Genomic DNA, 16,869 nt, shown 5'->3' on the forward strand with positions numbered 1-16,869 from the left:
CGACAGCCCTTCTTAGACGGTGCGCCTTTGGTTCCATTTCTGGCTTAAATATTTCCTTACAGGGATATCGTAAACTACCATAACCAGGTATGCTACCCCAACCAGCAGGATTAGTCCAGCTATAATGATGAAAGTCAGCTGCACAGTGTCCGGCTTATGACTGGCGTAATAATTACCAAACATCCATAACACGGCATAATGTGTCATATATAATGGGTAAGAGATCTTTCCCGAAAAGATGCAGACCTTTTTTAAACCAGGTGTTAACATAGCCCCCGCGCCTAAAGCAATCAGCAAGGGAAAGTAAAACAGCACGATCAAAGGTTCGGATAACCAATTCCATTTGGAGAATGGCACGATAAAGGCCAGGAACAATAATATGGCTATGCCGATAAATCCCAGCTTGTTTTTGATGATCCAGTTGGAGCGGTAAATAAGAAGTCCTGCTAAAAAAGAATATGATATCCGGGCGCTCCCGTCCCAAAAGGTTGGGCCGCTCCAGCCGCCCAATAAATTGCCGGAACGGTAACCTACCCAGCAAATAGCAACTGCAGAGAGTATGGTTAATAGCAGCAAATAACCGCGGCTGATCTTATAAAGCACAAATGCGTAAACAATATTAGCGGCATATTCCCAAAACAATGACCAGGAAGGTGCATTGAAGCTGAACAGGTTAAATCCACGGTCAGCTATTACAGGCAGTGGAATCAGCAGTATCGAACAAAAAAATGTGAGGATGATTTTACCGGTGCTGTATAATTCGGGATGGCCGCCAAACGGATCGAACAAAAATGCCAGCAGGCCCAGCACAGATCCAGCCACAACCAGCGGATGCAAGCGGATGATCCTTGATTTAAAAAAATCCAGAATACCCATTCTTGCTATACGATCGTCATAGGCATATCCGATCACAAATCCCGAAAGACAGAAGAAGAAATCGACCGCTAAAAAACCATGTGCCATAAAGTTCTTGCTGAAATCGGTATAAGCCCATTCCATAAAATGAAACGTTACAATGGCCAGCGCAGCAACGCCCCTTAATCCGTCCAGAATTTGGAAATGCGGTTTGGTTTCCAGAATTGTTGCGGTAGTTTTGTCCGTATCCATTTTAAGGTATATCCTGTAAGGTTTAATGTAACGATAGCGCTTGATTCGCCATGGCCACAAATTATCTAAATTACTGGTGTAATCAAAATCGTGTTACATGAAAAGATTTCTATTAAGCGGCGCACAGTTTACTCCTTATTTAGAGTACGCAATACTTGCGAAATAGAATTAGCCATATAGGTTTTACAGGAAGTACTCACCTGGTAACATTTGCACTGTATAACCATTAATTGGCGATACAGCAAGGCCCAGCTGAAATTATAACAGCTTGAATTTTATAATTTTAGCATTAATTCTAAATAATCGTTTTGAAACGTTCGGTTTAATATATACCTTTGTAACGTATGCCAAGGAACAAAGAATTTGATTATGATGAAAAGCTGAAAACAGCCAGGGATATCTTCTGGAAAAAAGGGTATAATGCAACATCTATGAATGATCTGGTGGATGGCATGCAGATCAACCGGAGCAGCTTATACCTAACCTATGGCAATAAACACGACTTATTCTTAAAATCCCTGGCCAATTATATACAAAAGAAGGATAAGCAGTACAGCCAGGCCGCAAAGAAAAGTAGAAAACCAATAGAAGCCATAAAGAATATTATCTATTCAGTATTTGAATCCGCATTGCAGGATAGCAATTGCCTGTTTACCAACTCCGTTTTTGAACTCGCGCTTACTGATAAAGAAGTCAGCAAACTGCTGACCAATCAGACCTTAAAAGCCGTGGAGCTTTTTGAAAAACTCTTGAATGAGGCAAAAGAGAATGAAACCTTAAAATCAGATAAAGATTCCAGGGCACTGGCGCATTTTCTGGTATCAGGCTTGGTATCGATCTACAATACCCAGATATTATTTGCTGATAAAAAATTAACAAAACAAACGACTGAAATTTTAATAGGATCAATAACCTAATATTTTTTTGACCTATTCTGGAACGAAAGGTTTAAAACAAAACCATGATGATACCACAAAAAAAGAACAATAACGGCACATCTCACTCCTGCTTATTACAGAACTTATTGCTTGTACTTGCGTTGATTGCCACTTTACTAACTGCTTGCGACAGAAGAGGAAGCCGCAATAGTAATGTGAAAAATAAGGATACAACAATTAACCCCAAAAAGGCAAAGACATTCCAGGAACTGGGCTTTTTTGGGAATATAAAGGAAGATAAATGGGATAGCTTTATCAATGCTGTGAAGAATAATATCGCCAATTCCCGGAAGGAACCAGGAAATCTATCCTTTAGTTTATATCGATCTGAAAACGGTGGACTTCAACCCATATGGTTTGAGCGCTTTAAAAACAAGGACGCTCATAATCACCACAAAGCGCAGCATTATTTTAAAGATGCGATTGCGGTTATCCAAAAGTCTTTAAAAGGAGAAGCAAGATCTATCGAACTCGAAGAAATAGACAAAATTCCGGTGGTGATCCCAACTCCTTCTGACAGGCCGGAAATGACGCGTCATGTGATTGTGCTGTTTCATGTTAAGCCAGAAAAGAGGCAGCCTTTTATTGACGGTATGGCCGGGGTAGCTGCTCAATCCAGGCAAGCTCAGGGAAACCTGGAATTTAACATTTATCAATATGCAGATGATCCAAATAAATTTGTTCTGATGGAAGGCTGGAAAAATCCGGCCGACCATGAAGCGCAATTAAAACAGGATTACATAAAACGCCTCCATGTTACTATGGTAGGTTTCTTTGTGTCCAACCCTATGGATAACCACTGGCTCGTAAAAGATATATCACAATAAAAATTATATAACAATCACAAAATAAACAAGCATGCAGAAAATCAAATTAAACAATGATGTAGAAATGCCATTATTAGGTTTAGGCGTTTTTCAGATATCAGATCTGGATGAATGCGAGCAAACGGTATTAACAGCCATACAATCGGGGTACCGGCTTATTGATACCGCTTCATTTTACGGGAATGAGTCAGCAGTTGGCAATGCCATCAGAAAAAGTGAAGTAGTAAGGGAAGAACTGTTTATTACCACGAAACTGTGGGTACAGGATAGTGGCTATGAAAAGACCAAGAAAGCCTTTGACAAGTCCTTAAAGGAATTACAGCTGGAGTATTTAGACCTGTATCTGATACATCAGGCTATGGGTGATTATTACGGTTCGTGGCGTGCCATGGAAGACCTGTACAAAGAAGGTAAGATCCGGGCTATTGGCATCAGCAACTTCTTTCCGGACAGGGTAGTAGATTTGATTGCACACAATGAGATCATTCCGGCAGTGAACCAGATCGAAGTAAATCCTTTTTATCAAAGAGCGGATGAGCACGGGCTATTGAAGAAAAACAATATTCTGACGCAATCCTGGGCATCTTTTGCAGAAGGTAAAAATGATTTCTTCAACAATGAGGTGATCTCTGGTATTGGCAGAAAATACAATAAATCCATTGCACAGGTTACCTTGCGCTGGCTCATTCAACGAGGCATAGCAGTGATCCCAAAATCAGTGCGTGAGGATAGAATGGTAGAAAATTATAGCATCTGGGATTTTGAACTGAGCAAGGAGGATATGGATGCCATAGCTACCTTAGACACCGGAAAAAGTGTATTCTTTGACCACCGTGATCCGGAAACCGCTGAATGGCTAACCAAGTTGACTTTTTAAGTAAATAGAAAAGGTTAATTGCATGGCCTCTCCGAAGCGGAGGCCATGCAATCCCAGAATTATCGATATTCAAACTATATCCTAAGGAATAAGCTTAGATGCCCGCAGCTGATCAAAAAGCGTATAAAAAGCATCCTCAGTATCCTGATAAACAAGAAATCCGAGCTTTCGGCTTTTAGACATATCGGTCATTACCTCTATAGGCCTTCCAAGATCAAGATCCGTATGCCATGCGGTGGCCACACGACTCAGGGCTTTCTCCCTTAACTGATATTTTTCAGCAATTTCCAGCCAGGTAGCCGCATCATTGGCCATTTCCTTTTCAAGGGGCTGAATCTGTGTTCCATAACCTATAGATTCTACTTCAAAATAGTCAGCCAAACGTTTCCACAACCTGCTCCATCGGAACACATCGCCATTAACCACGTTAAATGCTTCATTACGCGCTGCATCGGTAGTAGATGCCCAGATCAGATGCGCTGCCAATAATCTTGCATCGGTAACATCTGATAAACCGTTCCATTGTGCCGAAGATCCAGGCCATATAAAAGGGCGGCCTTTCTCCTTACAAATAGCTGCGTAAACAGCCAGGGTAGTTCCCATGTTCATTGCATTCCCTACAACCTTACCGATAACGGTGTGCGGACGGTGGATGCTCCAGGTAAACCCGTCCCGGTCAGCCGCAGCATACACTTCATCTTCCTGGGCATAGTAAAAGTTTTCCAGATCTAACCTGGGATGATCTTCCCTCAAAGGTGTTTCTGGCAAGAACCCTTTCTTGGCATAAGCCTCGAATGAACCTAAATAATGTTTTAAGCCGGTTACCAGTGCAACATGTTCAACGGATCCTTTTTCGGACAACACATTCAGAATATTTCGAACCATCGTTCCATTAACCCTAATATTCTCTTTCTCGGTATCATTGCGCATCCAGGTGGTGATGTAAACATGGGTTGGACTAACCCCTTCCAGGGCCAGCTTAAGGCTGTCGGGATCCAAAAGATCAGCCGAAATCGGCTTAAGGTTACTATTCTCTGTGTTGGGCGTTCTGGCCAATCCGTAAGTTTCCCATCCGGAAGAGATTAGTTTTTCTGCCAGGTTGCTTCCTATGATGCCGCTGGCTCCAACTACTAATGCTATTTTATCTGTCATCTTATTTATTTTAATTTTATACCACCAAGTTCAGGGGTGTGAATACTGACTGGGTATTCATAAATACTTTTTCCAAAATTACCTTAGTCTGAAGAACTGGCGATTGATCTGTATCAAAAAATACACTTAATCCAGATCAAGTTATTTTTGGAAACACACAGGAAAACGAACTGCTCAAAGAACTATCTTTGTTAACAAATTATCTGTCATGATCGAAGTACTCTTTAAGCATATCGGGCAAAAGGTATCCCTCACAATAGCTGATAAAGTAGCAATTGAAGCCTTTTTTGCTGAGAAAAGATTACGCAAAAAGCAATATCTGCTTCAGGAGGGCGATGTATGCAAATACCTGTCATTTGTTGCCAGCGGCTTAATCAGAACGTATAATGTAGATGAAAAAGGCGAAGAACACATGAGTATTTTCGGCTGGGAAGGATGGTGGGTATCAGACTTCAATAGTTTTCTCTCCGGTGAGCCGGCGGTGTTTAATATTGATGCCATTGAGGATTCAGAACTGTTGATCATCTCAAGATCTGATTACGACGAATTGACACTTGCAGTACCCATTATGGACCGTTATTTTCGGATATTATTTCAGAATAGCCTGGTCACAAAAGAGCGCCGCCTGATGAGTTCAATCACCCATACGGCAGAGCAAAAGTATGTAGAGCTTATGGATTCCAGCCCGGAAATCATCAACCGGATCCCGCAGAACATGGTGGCCTCCTACCTGGGCATTGCGCCTGAAACACTCAGCCGAATCAAGAGAAACCTGATCTATAAAAAATAAAGGGTTTCGAAACATCCTGCTCCTGTTCGATAAAAAATCTCATATTCCTATAAAGAATAGGAAACCCTAAAAGCAAAGAAAACGTATTTACGCTATATTATATTATAACTTACAACTATGCGTACACATTCGAAAGAGACTCAAGAAACCCTAACCCCTGACCTGGCCCTCGAAATTTTAAAAGAGGGAAATGAAAGATTTGTAAATAACCTGAAAGCCAACCGTAACTTATTACAACAGGTTAATGAAACCTCATCAGGTCAGTTTCCTTTTGCCACTATCCTGAGTTGTATGGACAGTCGTACCTCTGCGGAGCTGATCTTCGATCAGGGCCTTGGAGATATCTTCAGTATCCGAATTGCAGGAAACGTACTCAATGATGATATTCTGGGCAGTATGGAATATGCCACCAAGGCAGTGGGCACTAAAATCCTCCTTGTTTTGGGTCATACCAAATGCGGCGCGGTTATCGGTGCCTGCAACCATGTCGAAATGGGAAACCTTACCGGATTGCTGAAAAAAATTAACCCGGCGATGGACCTGGAGACCACTACAACATCCGGCAGAGACGGCTCAAACCCGGTGTTTGTTAATAACGTAACCAAAATAAATGTACAGTTGTCGATTGACCAAATCAGAAAGGACAGTCCGATCATCGCCGATCTGGAGCAGGAGGAGAAGTTAAAGATTGTAGGTGGCGTCTATGACGTGGACAATGGAAAAGTGACATTCTTCCAGGTCTAGAACAGGCTACATAGAGATTTAAATGGGCGTATTCTTGCTAATACGCCCATTTTTTTTTAGAAGATCAATTATAACGTGGCCATATCAATTACAAACCTGTAACGTACATCGCCTTTTTCCATACGTTCATAAGCAGCATGAATGTCTTTCATATCAATCATTTCTATCTCAGAAACGATACCATGCTCGGCACAAAAATCAAGCATTTCCTGTGTTTCGGCAATACCGCCAATACCTGAGCCACCAATGCTTTTCCTGCCGCCCAGCAAGCTGAAAGCAGCTATTTCTGCCGGCTTTGGCGGAACACCAACGCAGATGAGCGTACCGTCAGTTCTCAACAAAGAAAGATACATGTTAAAATCGTGCTCGGCAGAAACCGTATCCAATATAAAGTCAAATGTACCTATGGCAGCTTTTACCTGTGCCTCATCTGTAGTCACGACGAAGTTGTGGGCACCAAGTTTCCTGGCATCTTCTTCTTTTTTAGGTGAGGTACTCAGTACAGTTACTTCTGCACCGAAAGCAACGCCAAATTTAACTGCCATATGGCCTAACCCGCCAAGGCCAAGTACTGCCAGCTTATGTCCTTTACCAACTTTCCAGTGTCTTAAAGGAGAGTAAGTGGTAATACCAGCACACAATAGAGGCGCTACAGCAGCTAGGTTCAATTTGTCTGATACATGCAGTACAAATTCTTCCCTAACCACAATGGTATTGGAATAACCACCATAGGTTGGTGTTTTACCGTCTCTTTCTAAACTATTATAGGTACCTGTATTACCTTCTAAACAATATTGTTCCAGATCTTTTTTACAGTTTTCACAAACCTGACAAGAATCTACCATACATCCGGTACCGGCAAGGTCACCTACTTTGAAATTTTTCACATGGTCGCCAACTTTAATTACACGGCCAACAATCTCATGGCCGGGAACCATTGGAAATATACCCGGAAACCAGTCATTTTTAATCTGATGCAGGTCTGAGTGGCAAACGCCACAAAATAAGATATCAAACTGTACATCATGCGGGCCAACTTCGCGGCGTTCAAAAGCCCATGGAGCTAAATCTGTATCTGCGCTTTGCGCTGCATATCCTTTTGTTTCTATCATTTTAGTTTTTTTAGATCAGGTTAAAGGTAGGCACTTGTCCGGATTACCAATTGTAAAATTCAAACAATTGATATCAAAATTCAAACATTATTTGGATATATGATTGTGAAACGACGGATCATCTCATAAGGATATTCTTTCCAAAACAGCTTGGTGATATATTCTTAACATTAACATAATAATTTTGGCCTTCCTTGTGTTTGTAAGCTGATAAGATTCCCATCCTTCTTTTTCAGCGCAACAGTACATCCAAAATAGCTCAAAAATTAAATGTAAAGCCGTAATAAAGCCTGGAACATGCAATTTCTGAGCCGGCAACCCTAAAACGAACTATACCGCCCCTTTTAAAAGCCCTCCCTCAGCCCGGATTGCTGCACCATTGGTAGCTGAAGCGATCGGACTGGCCAGATATGTCACCATACTAGCTACTTCTGTTGTACTTAAAAAACGCTGTATGATGGAGGTCGGACGAATAGTTTTAAAAAAGTCCTGTTCTACCTCAGCCGAGGTCTTACTTTGGTCCTTGGCGAGATTTTCAATAAAGTCTCCCACCCCTTCAGAAAGCGTGGGGCCTGGCAGCACAGAATTTACAGTTACTGCAGTGCCTTTTGTCAGTTCGGCAAGGCCGCGGGCAACTGCGAGTTGCGCAGTTTTAGTCATCCCATAATGAATCATTTCCTCAGGAATCTGTATGGCAGATTCACTGGATATAAAAATTATCCGGCCCCAGCCCTTAGACAGCATTTTACCAAAGTAAGCTCTTGCCAAACGAATTCCGCTAAGTACATTGATCTCATAAAACCTCAACCAATCCTCATCGGTGATCTCGCTGAATGCTTTGGGCTCAAAAATAGCCACATTATTAACTAAAATATCAACCTCGGGGAGTTGGGTAACAAGACTATTGATAGATGCTGCACTGGCAAAATCAGCCACAATGCCGCTCACCTGATCATTTCCGCTTTCTGTCTTAATTTGTTCCACTGCCTTTTCGACACGTTGAGCGGTCCGCCCATTCACAAACACCCTGGCACCTTCTTTAGCCAATTGCAGCGCAATAGCATAACCTATGCCGGCAGTTGAGCCTGAAACCAAAGCGCTTTTATTTTTTAACTGTAAGTCCATTTCAAATTATTAATATGATGAATAAAATTAACTAAAATCAAGATCTATTAAAGAGGTTTTGTCATTCAGTACCATCCGTGCAACGTCATCTTTTCGCATACATTTCACGCCTTCGGCAAGTCACAGTAAAATGGATCGATGGACAGTTCATTGACAACAATGAATTCGTCCTCAACAATTAATATCCTGTTTTCAATGATGACACGATTTTAAAGCCTACAATAATCGTTACTCCGTTGTTATTTATAATAGAAAAGGTCCCACTTAATTGTTTGCTTAGCCCGCGCATAAGGCTCATTCCAAGTGTTTTTACTTCAACAGGGTCAATTTCCACTGACAAACCCACACCATTATCGCGTACGGTTAACTCGTAATGGCCGGCAGTAACCATAGTCAGCGTGATGTATATCGACCCGCTTCTACGATCTGGAAACGCGTATTTCAGCGAATTGGTAATCGCTTCGTTTAAGATCAGTCCCAAAGGAACCGATTTGGTTACTTCTAAATCAATATCTGAGATATCCAATTGGAAATCAATTTGTCCGGCAATGTCAAAACTATTGGATAAGTATTGTACCAGATCGCCAATGTACGCGGGCATATTTACCATTGCCAAATTATCTGACTGATACAGCTTTTGGTGAATCAGGGAAATGGATTGCATCCGGTGCTGGCTTTCCCGAATGGCCTGGTAAGCGATCGGATCTTTCATATATGAAGATTGGGTATTCAATAAACTGATAACGACCTGGAGATTGTTTTTTACTCGATGATGGATTTCCTTCATCAACCATTCCTTTTCTTCAAGCAGATTGTCCTTTTCATTGATTAGTTTGGTGAGGGACTGGTTTTGCTCATTGATCTCGGCTTGCTGCAGTTGTAACTGTCGGTTCACGCGTTGTTTCAGCCGGTACCGGTTGTAACTTAAGCCGAGAAGCATGGCCAATAATACGGCGCCTCCAACGGCCAGATTTTGGGTAGTCTTTTGTTGTTTGTAATTGATGGCCTGCAGTCGGGCTTGTTTGCTGAGCATCGCAATATTTGTCTCTTTCGCTTTTAGCAGCTGATCCTTTTTCTCGGTCTGATAGGCGATATCTACCTGTGCGATTTGCCAGATTTTTTTTTCACTGTACATTTTGTCCCGCAAATTAATGAAGCGCCGGTAATTTTTAATTTCGCTGACATAATCACCTTTCGCAGAGTCCAATTTATATTGGATTGCCAAAGCATTAATCAAGGCGGATTTGTCTTTACTTAAGGTACTCCAGCGCTCAAATTTTGTCGTGTATACCTGTGCCTCGGAATAATTTTTAGTCGCCGAATAATGTTTCGCCAGGGAATGCCATATGGCTGCCCTGCGAAAATCCGCTTTATCAACTTGCTGTTCCAGGCGCAGCAGCGTATCTACGTATTTTTTTGCAGCACCAAGTCGTTTCAAAGACGTCAGTATATCGATGGTAGCAACGTGGATTATCAACCTGTTGTTCAGGTCTTTCGGGAGATAAGTTCTTTGGATTTCCACCAGCAATCGATAGCCTTCTGCTGGTCTGCCTACGGCACTGAGCGCCATGGCCACATTCCGGGAAAAAATAATGATTCCATCTAACTCGTTCTTTTTACGGGCGAAATGGAGGGCTTTATCGAAATAATTTAAGCTCCGTTTGAAATCCCTGATGTTAGCATAAGAAGTCCCAACCCTATTAAGTAAATAACCAACCATTAGACTTGTGTCACCAGCAACTTCAGCGGCCTTCACACTTAACAAATCATATTCAAGTGTTCTGTCATAGTTCCCCAATTTTCTATTTACGTCTCCTAAAACAGAATATAATCGCCTTAAATCTATCTTCTCAGATTTTTTGTACATCGCCAGGGACTGGTTCAATACAGAAAGTGCTTCTTTATGACGGCCCTGCTCCTTGTAAAAATCACCAAGTACTGTCAGCGTGGCTGCAGCCCTGTCATTGATGTGGGCGCGTGTAAACAGTGCTAAGGCTTTTTTGTAATAAGCTATCCGGGGGCCATACCCATGGCCTTGAAAATACGAATAACAATTCTCGAGAGTAAGCCAGCTTTCGGCTGCTTCCCTGTCCTGCCCATTTTTTAAGAACACAGTAATGGCACTCCGTAGGTCGGAATTGCACTTTACACTGTCACCTTTTTTTTTCCAATCACCTGCAGACTGCAAATAAAAATTACCGAGAATACGACGTGTGTCTGATGCTCGGTTTTTGATATGCGCCTGGTTAAATAGTTTCAAGGCCTGTTCATAGTAGGCGATTCTTGGGCCGTAACCGGGGCCATGGAAAAAAGCATAGTAGTTTTCCAGGGTAAGCCATGCCTCGGCAGCCTCTCTAATTTTTCCTTGCCTGGAATATTCAGAAATCGCCTTTCGTATATCGCCATTGGCATTGACACTGTCTTTTTTTAATTTCCATACCTCGGCCGATGCGATGTACGCATCACCGGAATTTCGGGCGTTTATTCCCTGGGCTTTTGCCCGCGCTGGTAGGCAGAAGTATGCCAACCAGAGAATAATGAATAACCGTCTTACTTTCATGCCTGGTAAAAAACAAAATATAGTCCTTAAATGTAAGAAATTGCTATCAAGTGATTTACACTAAAATGAAACTAGCATACTTACTTCATATCGTCATCCTTGACGATATTTCGTGATTTTGCGGTAGGCTGTGTATTTCGGGGATAGTGGATCATTTGCAGCAACGATTCACGATATCCATAGACGCATTGAACTCAAAAACCCAGTCTTGCGCATGCGTGATCAAGTTAAAAAACTGGCCCTTGCTCTGCTAAGCTGATCGTTTTTTAATGCTTAACCATTTCTCTACTGTATTGTACACCGATTCCATAGGCGCCCCCATATTTAACAACCAAATCGTTAACTGGAAGATAGGTTTCCTGGCGGGCCCAATCCCGCTGTAACTCCAAAAGGTACTGCATAGAGGTAATGGGGTGTGCCCCGGCCTGGACCATTCGAGCAACAGCCATCTCGTGGGCTTCCTTGGTCAGGTCTCCACTCGCATCAGTAATTACGTACACATCGTATCCCTCGCTTATTGCTGACAATACGGGTCCAACTATACAAACGCTTGTCCAAAGCCCACCCATTACAAGTGTTTTCTTCCCCTTTCCAACTACTGCTTTATAAAACTGCGCGTCTTCCCAACTGTTCATCGTAGATCGGTCGATATAACCGGATGTCTTCTTAGGATAGAATTCTTCGAGTTCTGGAAATACCGGGCCACTAAATGATTTTTCTGCCACAGTGGTTACAACTGTTGGTACCTTAAAGATCTTTGAAGCTCCGGCAACTATTGCCGTATTGTTCCTTAACTGATCTATGGCAATACTTTTTGTGGGAAATGCCATTTGTCCTTCGTAATCAATCAGAATCAATGTATGGTTAGTTGGACTTAACAACATCGGACTTGGTTTCTGTGAATAAGCGCTAAAAGATGCGATGCCGATAACGGCAAATAATAGTAATTTTTTCATTTTTTTTTAATTGAAGTGGTTAATAATTATTGTTCTACTGTTTTGACACCCTTAGCGTTGTACATTGACCGCTCCAGATCGGGATGGATACTTTTATCCTCAATGCTTTTCACACCCAGTGCGCTTTGAGCAATGGACGGGCTGATAGAAATTAAAAACAACAGCACCAGGGCTGTCAGTATTGTTGTTTTCTTAGATGTTGTTCGATTTTTCACTTTATTAAGTTCTAATTTGTGTCAATGCTATAGCAATCCAAAAACCAACAACACAATATACTTATAATCAATGATTTAAAACTTTTTACACATATAGTATTACTTCATTTCGTAAATTATAAAGGTGAATTGGCTTAATGACGCTAATCTTGAAATTAAGCAATACAATTAATTCCAAAAATCAACAAATCTACCTGATCCGGCCTCCATCAAATACCGACCAGGAACGAAAATCCTACATCAAACAGGTGACCGAACAAAACAACAAAATCACCAAATCCCGCGAACTGCTTTTAGCTGATGTAATCACTATCAACGACAATAAAGAAATCAATTGCTGAAAATACCATCATTAGACTGAAGCCAGCATCAATGATTTGGCTAAAAAAATCGAATTAGAATACGATATCTTAAGTATACTGGACGAATCACTGGAAAACCTAAAAAACATCGTTAATCTATATAAGAAGGCCGATGCAGAGGGTAAGCAATTTATCATAGGTTCGATCTTTCCTGAAAAGTTCGTATTTGATGGTGAAATAGATCGAACCGCCCGAATGAACTTAGCCTTTCAGCTTATCTGCCACATTAACGACAAGTTATAGGACAAAAAAAAGGATTTAGCTCTAAATTTAGAACTAAATCCAGTCAGGTGCACTTAAAGGGACTTCAATTGAACACCTAATATCATTATTACATTCTTCAACAATCTAAATTAAGCTGGCAAGCACTAATTCCCAACGCTATTTCAGGGCTTTATATTCCTGGTCTGAAACAGCGGAACCAGCTGTTACTCCTCCCTTATCTAAATTGGGAGTTGCTACGGTATGTGACATTGGCGCATCTAACGTCGCGCCATGCCAGTGCATTACTCCTGGAGGACATACAACAGCTTCACCCTGAGGAATCACCTGCTTTGGTTTACCTTTTTCCTGATACCACGCTGTACCCGAAACTACTACAATGATTTGTCCTCCAGCATGTGCATGCCATATGGTTCTAACGCCAGCAGGAAAAGTTACATTTGCGACACCACTGTTGATTTCAGGGGAAGCAGCTATTCTTTTCACTATTGCATTTCCACCAGTAAAAAACCCAGTCCCTTGTCTAGGAATCTGTGGGGTTGATTTGGTTGTATCACCTGCGTTTTGTCCCTTGGCAGAACCTGTTATCGAAATAACTATTACGCCGACTAAAATCAGTCGGGCGAAATTATTTAGTAAAATTATAGTTTTCATAATGGCAACCCTTTAATTAACCCTTAATTATTTGCTTATGAACTTATTAAACTTTTATTTTTTATACGAAATCCGGTAAATAACCCCAGCAAAATCATCTGAAACAAGCATAGAACCATCAGCAAGTACCAACACGTCTACCGGACGTCCCCACATTTCCTGCGTGTCATCATCCAGCCACCCTGTTGCAAATGGTTTGTATCCTGCCACTTTGCCCTTTACAGTATTTACCAGACTAACCTTGTACCCACTTTTTTTACTTCGGTTCCAGGAGCCATGCTCGGCAATGAAGATCTGATCTTTGTATTCTGCCGGAAACATTTTCCCTGTATAGAACTTTAGACCTAGCGGGGCAACATGAGCACCAAGGTTTTGAACCGGTGCAGTAAATTCTGATGCCTGGTGATCGCCACCAAACTGCGGATCTTTAATTGTGCCGCTATGAAAATAAGGAAAACCAAAATGCATCCCTGCCTTCGGCGCAGTATTCAGCTCGCAGAAGGGAACATCATCCCCCATCTGATCTCTCCCGTTATCGGTGAACCACAATTCTTTAGAGGTCGGATGCCATGTAAATCCTACAGTATTTCGAACACCGCTGGCAAATGTTTCATAACCAGTCCCGTCATCATTAATCCTAAAAATAGCTGCATGTCTTTCATCTGGCATACCGATATTGAAAGGAGCACCTACCGGAACGTAAAGTTTGCCATCAGGCCCGAAAGCAATATATTTCCAGCCGTGCGGCCATTCAGTAGGGAATTTATCAAAGATCACCTCACCTTTACCAGGATTGGCCAGGTTGCTTTCAATGTTAGCAAACTTAGTGACCTTGCTGATCTCAGCAACATACAGACTGCCATTTTTTATGGCCACTCCGTTGGGATTGTTCATTCCCTGAGCAATAACCCATTTCTTGTCCGCTTTATGATCGCCGTCAACATCTGTTACCGCATAGACAAAACCAGATCTTTGGGTTCCGACATAAAGAGTTCCTTCTGGAGACATTACCATGGATCGTGCGCCTTGAACTTCAGCAAATACGCTAATGGAAAATCCGGCAGGCATTTTTATTTTGTCTAATGGCAGATCAGCACTTGCCTGTGTAATCGCCGGGATAGAACCATCAACAGGATTTTTTGAAAAAAAAGTAAGATCTGTCGAATTACTACCCGTAATCAGGGCAAGCAATGCAACTGCAATTGGCTTATAGGATATTAGGTTCATCTTTTTCTTATTTTACTTTATATGCGATAATACGGTGGGTTCCAAATGAAGGAACATACAAGGTTTTAGTTTTAGGGTTATAACTGATATCGTTAGCCATAATGCGTTTTTCACGGGTGTCCAGCAAAAGTTGTTTTGTGCCGTCAGCATTCAGATAGTAGAGAATTCCCCGGAAATTACTTAAGATAAATTCATTTTTAGCGGCCATCACAATGCCATCCAATCCATTTTCAAATCCTTCGGCAATTTTTGTGACTTCCTTATTTGCGTTTACTTTATGAACACTTGAGGAACCTACCACAAAAAGGTCTGTACCAATAGACAAGAGTCCGTTAGCGCCAGGCATATTTTCCAGATAAAGACTGGATTTTCCTCCTTCAACCCGGTAAACCTTACCATTGCGGGTGTCGCTCACATAAATAATTCCCTTAGCGTCTATTGTTAGGTCATTCAGCATACCTGCACCTTCAACAGGAATGCGTTTGATTATGGTGGATTTAGCAGCATCAATCACTGCCACCCCTGAGCCTTCGGCAGTATAAAATAAGCCGTCGGATAAACCTGAACCCATGTTTGATCTCAGTCCTGTTACCCAGTCGCTTTTAATAACCTTTCCATTTAGGTCGAGTTGCACTACACTCCCGGATCCCATGCTAGACACATATAGCGAATTGGACCCGGCATCAAAAAGCACTGACTCAGGCGACTTGATGGTTACTGAATCAGATTCCCATAATTTCTCCAGACTGTGTTGCGCAAAGACTGAAGAGTACGTCAATAGGAACACTGCTGAAAACAATAGCTTTTTCATATTATTGATTTTTAATGTTAACAAATTATTTTTTCTTAGGTGCTTCGACATTAGAGAAAGTCAATACAGCTTGTGGCAGACGCATGCCCTTCACTGTAATACCCGATAATTCCTGGTTAAACTGCGTTAGCTCTTCAGCGGTAAACTTAATCTCTGCTGCCCGGGAGTTCTCCAGCATATGCTGCATTTGCGTGGTTCCGGGGATAGGTACAATCCAGGGCTTTTGTGCCAGCAGCCAGGCCAGTGATATCTGACCTGGCGCTGCTTGCTTCTTAACAGCCCATTTTTTCAACAATTTCACTAATGCGAGGTTATCCGGCAGATTTTCAGGGGAGAAACGGGATTCAATCCCACGTATATCACCAGGAGCAAAACGGGTGTTCTCATCAATTGCTCCGGTCAAGAAACCTACTCCAAGCGGGCTCCAGCAAACAAAGCCAATGCCGAGTTCCTCACATAGCGGAATTATTACCTCCTCCGGTCCGCGCCATAGCAGAGAATATTCGTTCTGTATCGCAGTAACCGGATGAATTGCATGTGCCCGCCTAACGGTTTGTGGTCCGGGCTCAGACAAACCATAATGCAGCACTTTTCCTTCCCTGATCAAATCTTTAATCGCCCCTGCAACGTCCTCAATCGGAACAGCCGGATCGACCCGATGCTGATACAATAAATCTATCCGGTCAGTACGCAGACGTTTCAGCATTCCTTCTACCACTTCCTTGATATGCTCTGGGCGACTGTTTAAACCCGGGAGACGCTGACCGGTTTTCTGATCGATGTTCCAGCCATACTTCGTTTCAATTACAATCTTATTTCGGAAAGATGCAGTAGCTTCACCTAGTATCCGCTCACATTCAAAAGGGCCGTAGGCTTCCGCGGTGTCGAATAAAGTAATCCCACTATCGTATGCCTTCCTGATAATGTTGATCATTTCGGGTCTTGATGGGATAGTAGTCTGATAAGTACGGTGCATATTTTGCACGCCAAGACCGATGCTGGAAACTTCGAGTGTACCAAGTTTTCGGTGTCCTGTTGTTGTCTTTCCCTGAACAGGTAACGAATGCTCCTGAGAGGCATTCACAATATCTGGCAGTAGTGCAGCTCCCATAAGCGCTACTCCCCCCTTAAGCAGGCTACGGCGGTTAAAACCTGGCGTTAGATTATGATTTTCTGAATTTTGCATAGAT

17 protein-coding genes are annotated in these 16,869 nt (G+C 42.1%); 6 read left to right on the forward strand and 11 right to left on the reverse strand.

Annotation, left to right across the window (positions count from 1 at the left end; translation table 11 throughout):
• Positions 1 to 12 precede the first annotated feature (12 nt).
• A complete protein-coding gene (locus ATK78_RS15520) occupies positions 13 to 1,107 on the reverse strand; it encodes an acyltransferase family protein (protein WP_133577022.1) in 1,095 nt (364 codons plus the stop codon).
• Between the two features lie 344 nt (positions 1,108 to 1,451).
• On the opposite strand from ATK78_RS15520, the gene ATK78_RS15525 reads away from it, so the two are divergent.
• The 3 genes from ATK78_RS15525 to ATK78_RS15535 are packed head-to-tail and all read left to right on the forward strand — an operon-like array spanning position 1,452 to position 3,749.
• A complete protein-coding gene (locus tag ATK78_RS15525; protein WP_133577023.1) occupies positions 1,452 to 2,024 on the forward strand; it encodes a TetR/AcrR family transcriptional regulator in 573 nt (190 codons plus the stop codon).
• Between the two features lie 44 nt (positions 2,025 to 2,068).
• Entirely contained in the window at positions 2,069 to 2,872 is an 804-nt protein-coding gene (locus ATK78_RS15530) for a putative quinol monooxygenase (protein ID WP_133577024.1), read from the forward strand.
• A 31-nt stretch (positions 2,873 to 2,903) separates the two neighbouring features.
• Positions 2,904 to 3,749, forward strand: a complete 846-nt coding sequence (locus ATK78_RS15535; RefSeq protein WP_133577025.1) for an aldo/keto reductase — start codon at positions 2,904 to 2,906, stop codon at positions 3,747 to 3,749.
• Positions 3,750 to 3,830: 81 nt separating this feature from the next.
• On the opposite strand, the gene ATK78_RS15540 is transcribed toward ATK78_RS15535, so the two are convergent.
• Positions 3,831 to 4,901: an SDR family oxidoreductase gene (locus ATK78_RS15540; RefSeq protein ID WP_133577026.1), complete on the reverse strand. Its 1,071-nt coding sequence runs from the start codon at positions 4,899 to 4,901 to the stop codon at positions 3,831 to 3,833.
• Positions 4,902 to 5,109: 208 nt separating this feature from the next.
• Here ATK78_RS15540 and ATK78_RS15545 point away from each other — a divergent pair, with 208 nt between their 5' ends.
• Both ATK78_RS15545 and ATK78_RS15550 read left to right on the forward strand, forming a co-directional pair.
• Positions 5,110 to 5,691, forward strand: coding sequence for a Crp/Fnr family transcriptional regulator (locus ATK78_RS15545; protein WP_133577027.1), 582 nt, complete (start codon positions 5,110 to 5,112; stop codon positions 5,689 to 5,691).
• A gap of 117 nt (positions 5,692 to 5,808) precedes the next feature.
• Positions 5,809 to 6,435, forward strand: coding sequence for a carbonic anhydrase family protein (locus tag ATK78_RS15550; protein WP_133577028.1), 627 nt, complete (start codon positions 5,809 to 5,811; stop codon positions 6,433 to 6,435).
• Positions 6,436 to 6,503: 68 nt separating this feature from the next.
• Here the strand turns inward: ATK78_RS15550 and ATK78_RS15555 are convergent, their stop codons facing one another.
• From ATK78_RS15555 to ATK78_RS15575, 5 genes are all read right to left on the reverse strand, one after another.
• Positions 6,504 to 7,547, reverse strand: a complete 1,044-nt coding sequence (locus ATK78_RS15555) for an NAD(P)-dependent alcohol dehydrogenase (protein ID WP_133577029.1) — start codon at positions 7,545 to 7,547, stop codon at positions 6,504 to 6,506.
• Between the two features lie 330 nt (positions 7,548 to 7,877).
• Positions 7,878 to 8,672, reverse strand: coding sequence for an SDR family NAD(P)-dependent oxidoreductase (locus ATK78_RS15560; RefSeq protein WP_133577030.1), 795 nt, complete (start codon positions 8,670 to 8,672; stop codon positions 7,878 to 7,880).
• A gap of 178 nt (positions 8,673 to 8,850) precedes the next feature.
• Positions 8,851 to 11,232 carry a histidine kinase dimerization/phosphoacceptor domain -containing protein gene (locus ATK78_RS15565; RefSeq protein WP_133577031.1) on the reverse strand — a complete coding sequence of 794 codons (2,382 nt, stop codon included), beginning with the start codon at positions 11,230 to 11,232 and terminating at the stop codon, positions 8,851 to 8,853.
• 266 nt (positions 11,233 to 11,498) lie between these two features.
• Positions 11,499 to 12,188, reverse strand: coding sequence for a hydrolase (locus ATK78_RS15570; RefSeq protein WP_133577032.1), 690 nt, complete (start codon positions 12,186 to 12,188; stop codon positions 11,499 to 11,501).
• A 26-nt stretch (positions 12,189 to 12,214) separates the two neighbouring features.
• Entirely contained in the window at positions 12,215 to 12,403 is a 189-nt protein-coding gene (locus ATK78_RS15575) for a hypothetical protein (RefSeq protein ID WP_133577033.1), read from the reverse strand.
• A 377-nt stretch (positions 12,404 to 12,780) separates the two neighbouring features.
• On the opposite strand from ATK78_RS15575, the gene ATK78_RS15580 reads away from it, so the two are divergent.
• Entirely contained in the window at positions 12,781 to 13,008 is a 228-nt protein-coding gene (locus ATK78_RS15580) for a hypothetical protein (protein WP_133577034.1), read from the forward strand.
• 138 nt (positions 13,009 to 13,146) lie between these two features.
• On the opposite strand, the gene ATK78_RS15585 is transcribed toward ATK78_RS15580, so the two are convergent.
• Genes ATK78_RS15585 through ATK78_RS15600 form a run of 4 tightly spaced genes read right to left on the reverse strand, consistent with a single transcriptional unit; the run spans position 13,147 to position 16,865 of the window.
• On the reverse strand, positions 13,147 to 13,641 hold the full coding sequence (locus ATK78_RS15585) for a cupin domain-containing protein (protein WP_133577035.1): 495 nt from the start codon (positions 13,639 to 13,641) through the stop codon (positions 13,147 to 13,149).
• Positions 13,642 to 13,695: 54 nt separating this feature from the next.
• Positions 13,696 to 14,868, reverse strand: a complete 1,173-nt coding sequence (locus ATK78_RS15590) for a PQQ-dependent sugar dehydrogenase (protein WP_133577036.1) — start codon at positions 14,866 to 14,868, stop codon at positions 13,696 to 13,698.
• 7 nt (positions 14,869 to 14,875) lie between these two features.
• Entirely contained in the window at positions 14,876 to 15,679 is an 804-nt protein-coding gene (locus ATK78_RS15595; protein ID WP_133577037.1) for an SMP-30/gluconolactonase/LRE family protein, read from the reverse strand.
• A gap of 25 nt (positions 15,680 to 15,704) precedes the next feature.
• The gene (locus tag ATK78_RS15600) at positions 15,705 to 16,865 is read right to left on the reverse strand and encodes an aldo/keto reductase (RefSeq protein WP_133577038.1); all 1,161 of its coding nucleotides are present in this window, start codon (positions 16,863 to 16,865) and stop codon (positions 15,705 to 15,707) included.
• Between the last annotated feature and the right edge of the window lie 4 nt (positions 16,866 to 16,869).

It is taken from the genome of Pedobacter metabolipauper, assembly GCF_004362715.1.
GTDB classification, from domain to species: domain Bacteria; phylum Bacteroidota; class Bacteroidia; order Sphingobacteriales; family Sphingobacteriaceae; genus Pedobacter; species Pedobacter metabolipauper.

Bases quoted from the DNA above. Each gene is read 5' to 3' on its own strand.
- ATK78_RS15590 (WP_133577036.1), bottom strand. From the start codon at position 14,868: ATGAACCTAATATCCTATAAGCCAATTGCAGTTGCATTGCTTGCCCTG.
- ATK78_RS15520 (WP_133577022.1), bottom strand. From the start codon at position 1,107: ATGGATACGGACAAAACTACCGCAACAATTCTGGAAACCAAACCGCAT.
- ATK78_RS15535 (WP_133577025.1), top strand. From the start codon at position 2,904: ATGCAGAAAATCAAATTAAACAATGATGTAGAAATGCCATTATTAGGT.
- ATK78_RS15530 (WP_133577024.1), top strand. From the start codon at position 2,069: ATGATGATACCACAAAAAAAGAACAATAACGGCACATCTCACTCCTGC.
- ATK78_RS15550 (WP_133577028.1), top strand. From the start codon at position 5,809: ATGCGTACACATTCGAAAGAGACTCAAGAAACCCTAACCCCTGACCTG.
- ATK78_RS15545 (WP_133577027.1), top strand. From the start codon at position 5,110: ATGATCGAAGTACTCTTTAAGCATATCGGGCAAAAGGTATCCCTCACA.
- ATK78_RS15570 (WP_133577032.1), bottom strand. From the start codon at position 12,188: ATGAAAAAATTACTATTATTTGCCGTTATCGGCATCGCATCTTTTAGC.
- ATK78_RS15525 (WP_133577023.1), top strand. From the start codon at position 1,452: ATGCCAAGGAACAAAGAATTTGATTATGATGAAAAGCTGAAAACAGCC.
- ATK78_RS15555 (WP_133577029.1), bottom strand. From the start codon at position 7,547: ATGATAGAAACAAAAGGATATGCAGCGCAAAGCGCAGATACAGATTTA.
- ATK78_RS15585 (WP_133577035.1), bottom strand. From the start codon at position 13,641: ATGAAAACTATAATTTTACTAAATAATTTCGCCCGACTGATTTTAGTC.
- ATK78_RS15565 (WP_133577031.1), bottom strand. From the start codon at position 11,232: ATGAAAGTAAGACGGTTATTCATTATTCTCTGGTTGGCATACTTCTGC.
- ATK78_RS15560 (WP_133577030.1), bottom strand. From the start codon at position 8,672: ATGGACTTACAGTTAAAAAATAAAAGCGCTTTGGTTTCAGGCTCAACT.
- ATK78_RS15595 (WP_133577037.1), bottom strand. From the start codon at position 15,679: ATGAAAAAGCTATTGTTTTCAGCAGTGTTCCTATTGACGTACTCTTCA.
- ATK78_RS15600 (WP_133577038.1), bottom strand. From the start codon at position 16,865: ATGCAAAATTCAGAAAATCATAATCTAACGCCAGGTTTTAACCGCCGT.
- ATK78_RS15540 (WP_133577026.1), bottom strand. From the start codon at position 4,901: ATGACAGATAAAATAGCATTAGTAGTTGGAGCCAGCGGCATCATAGGA.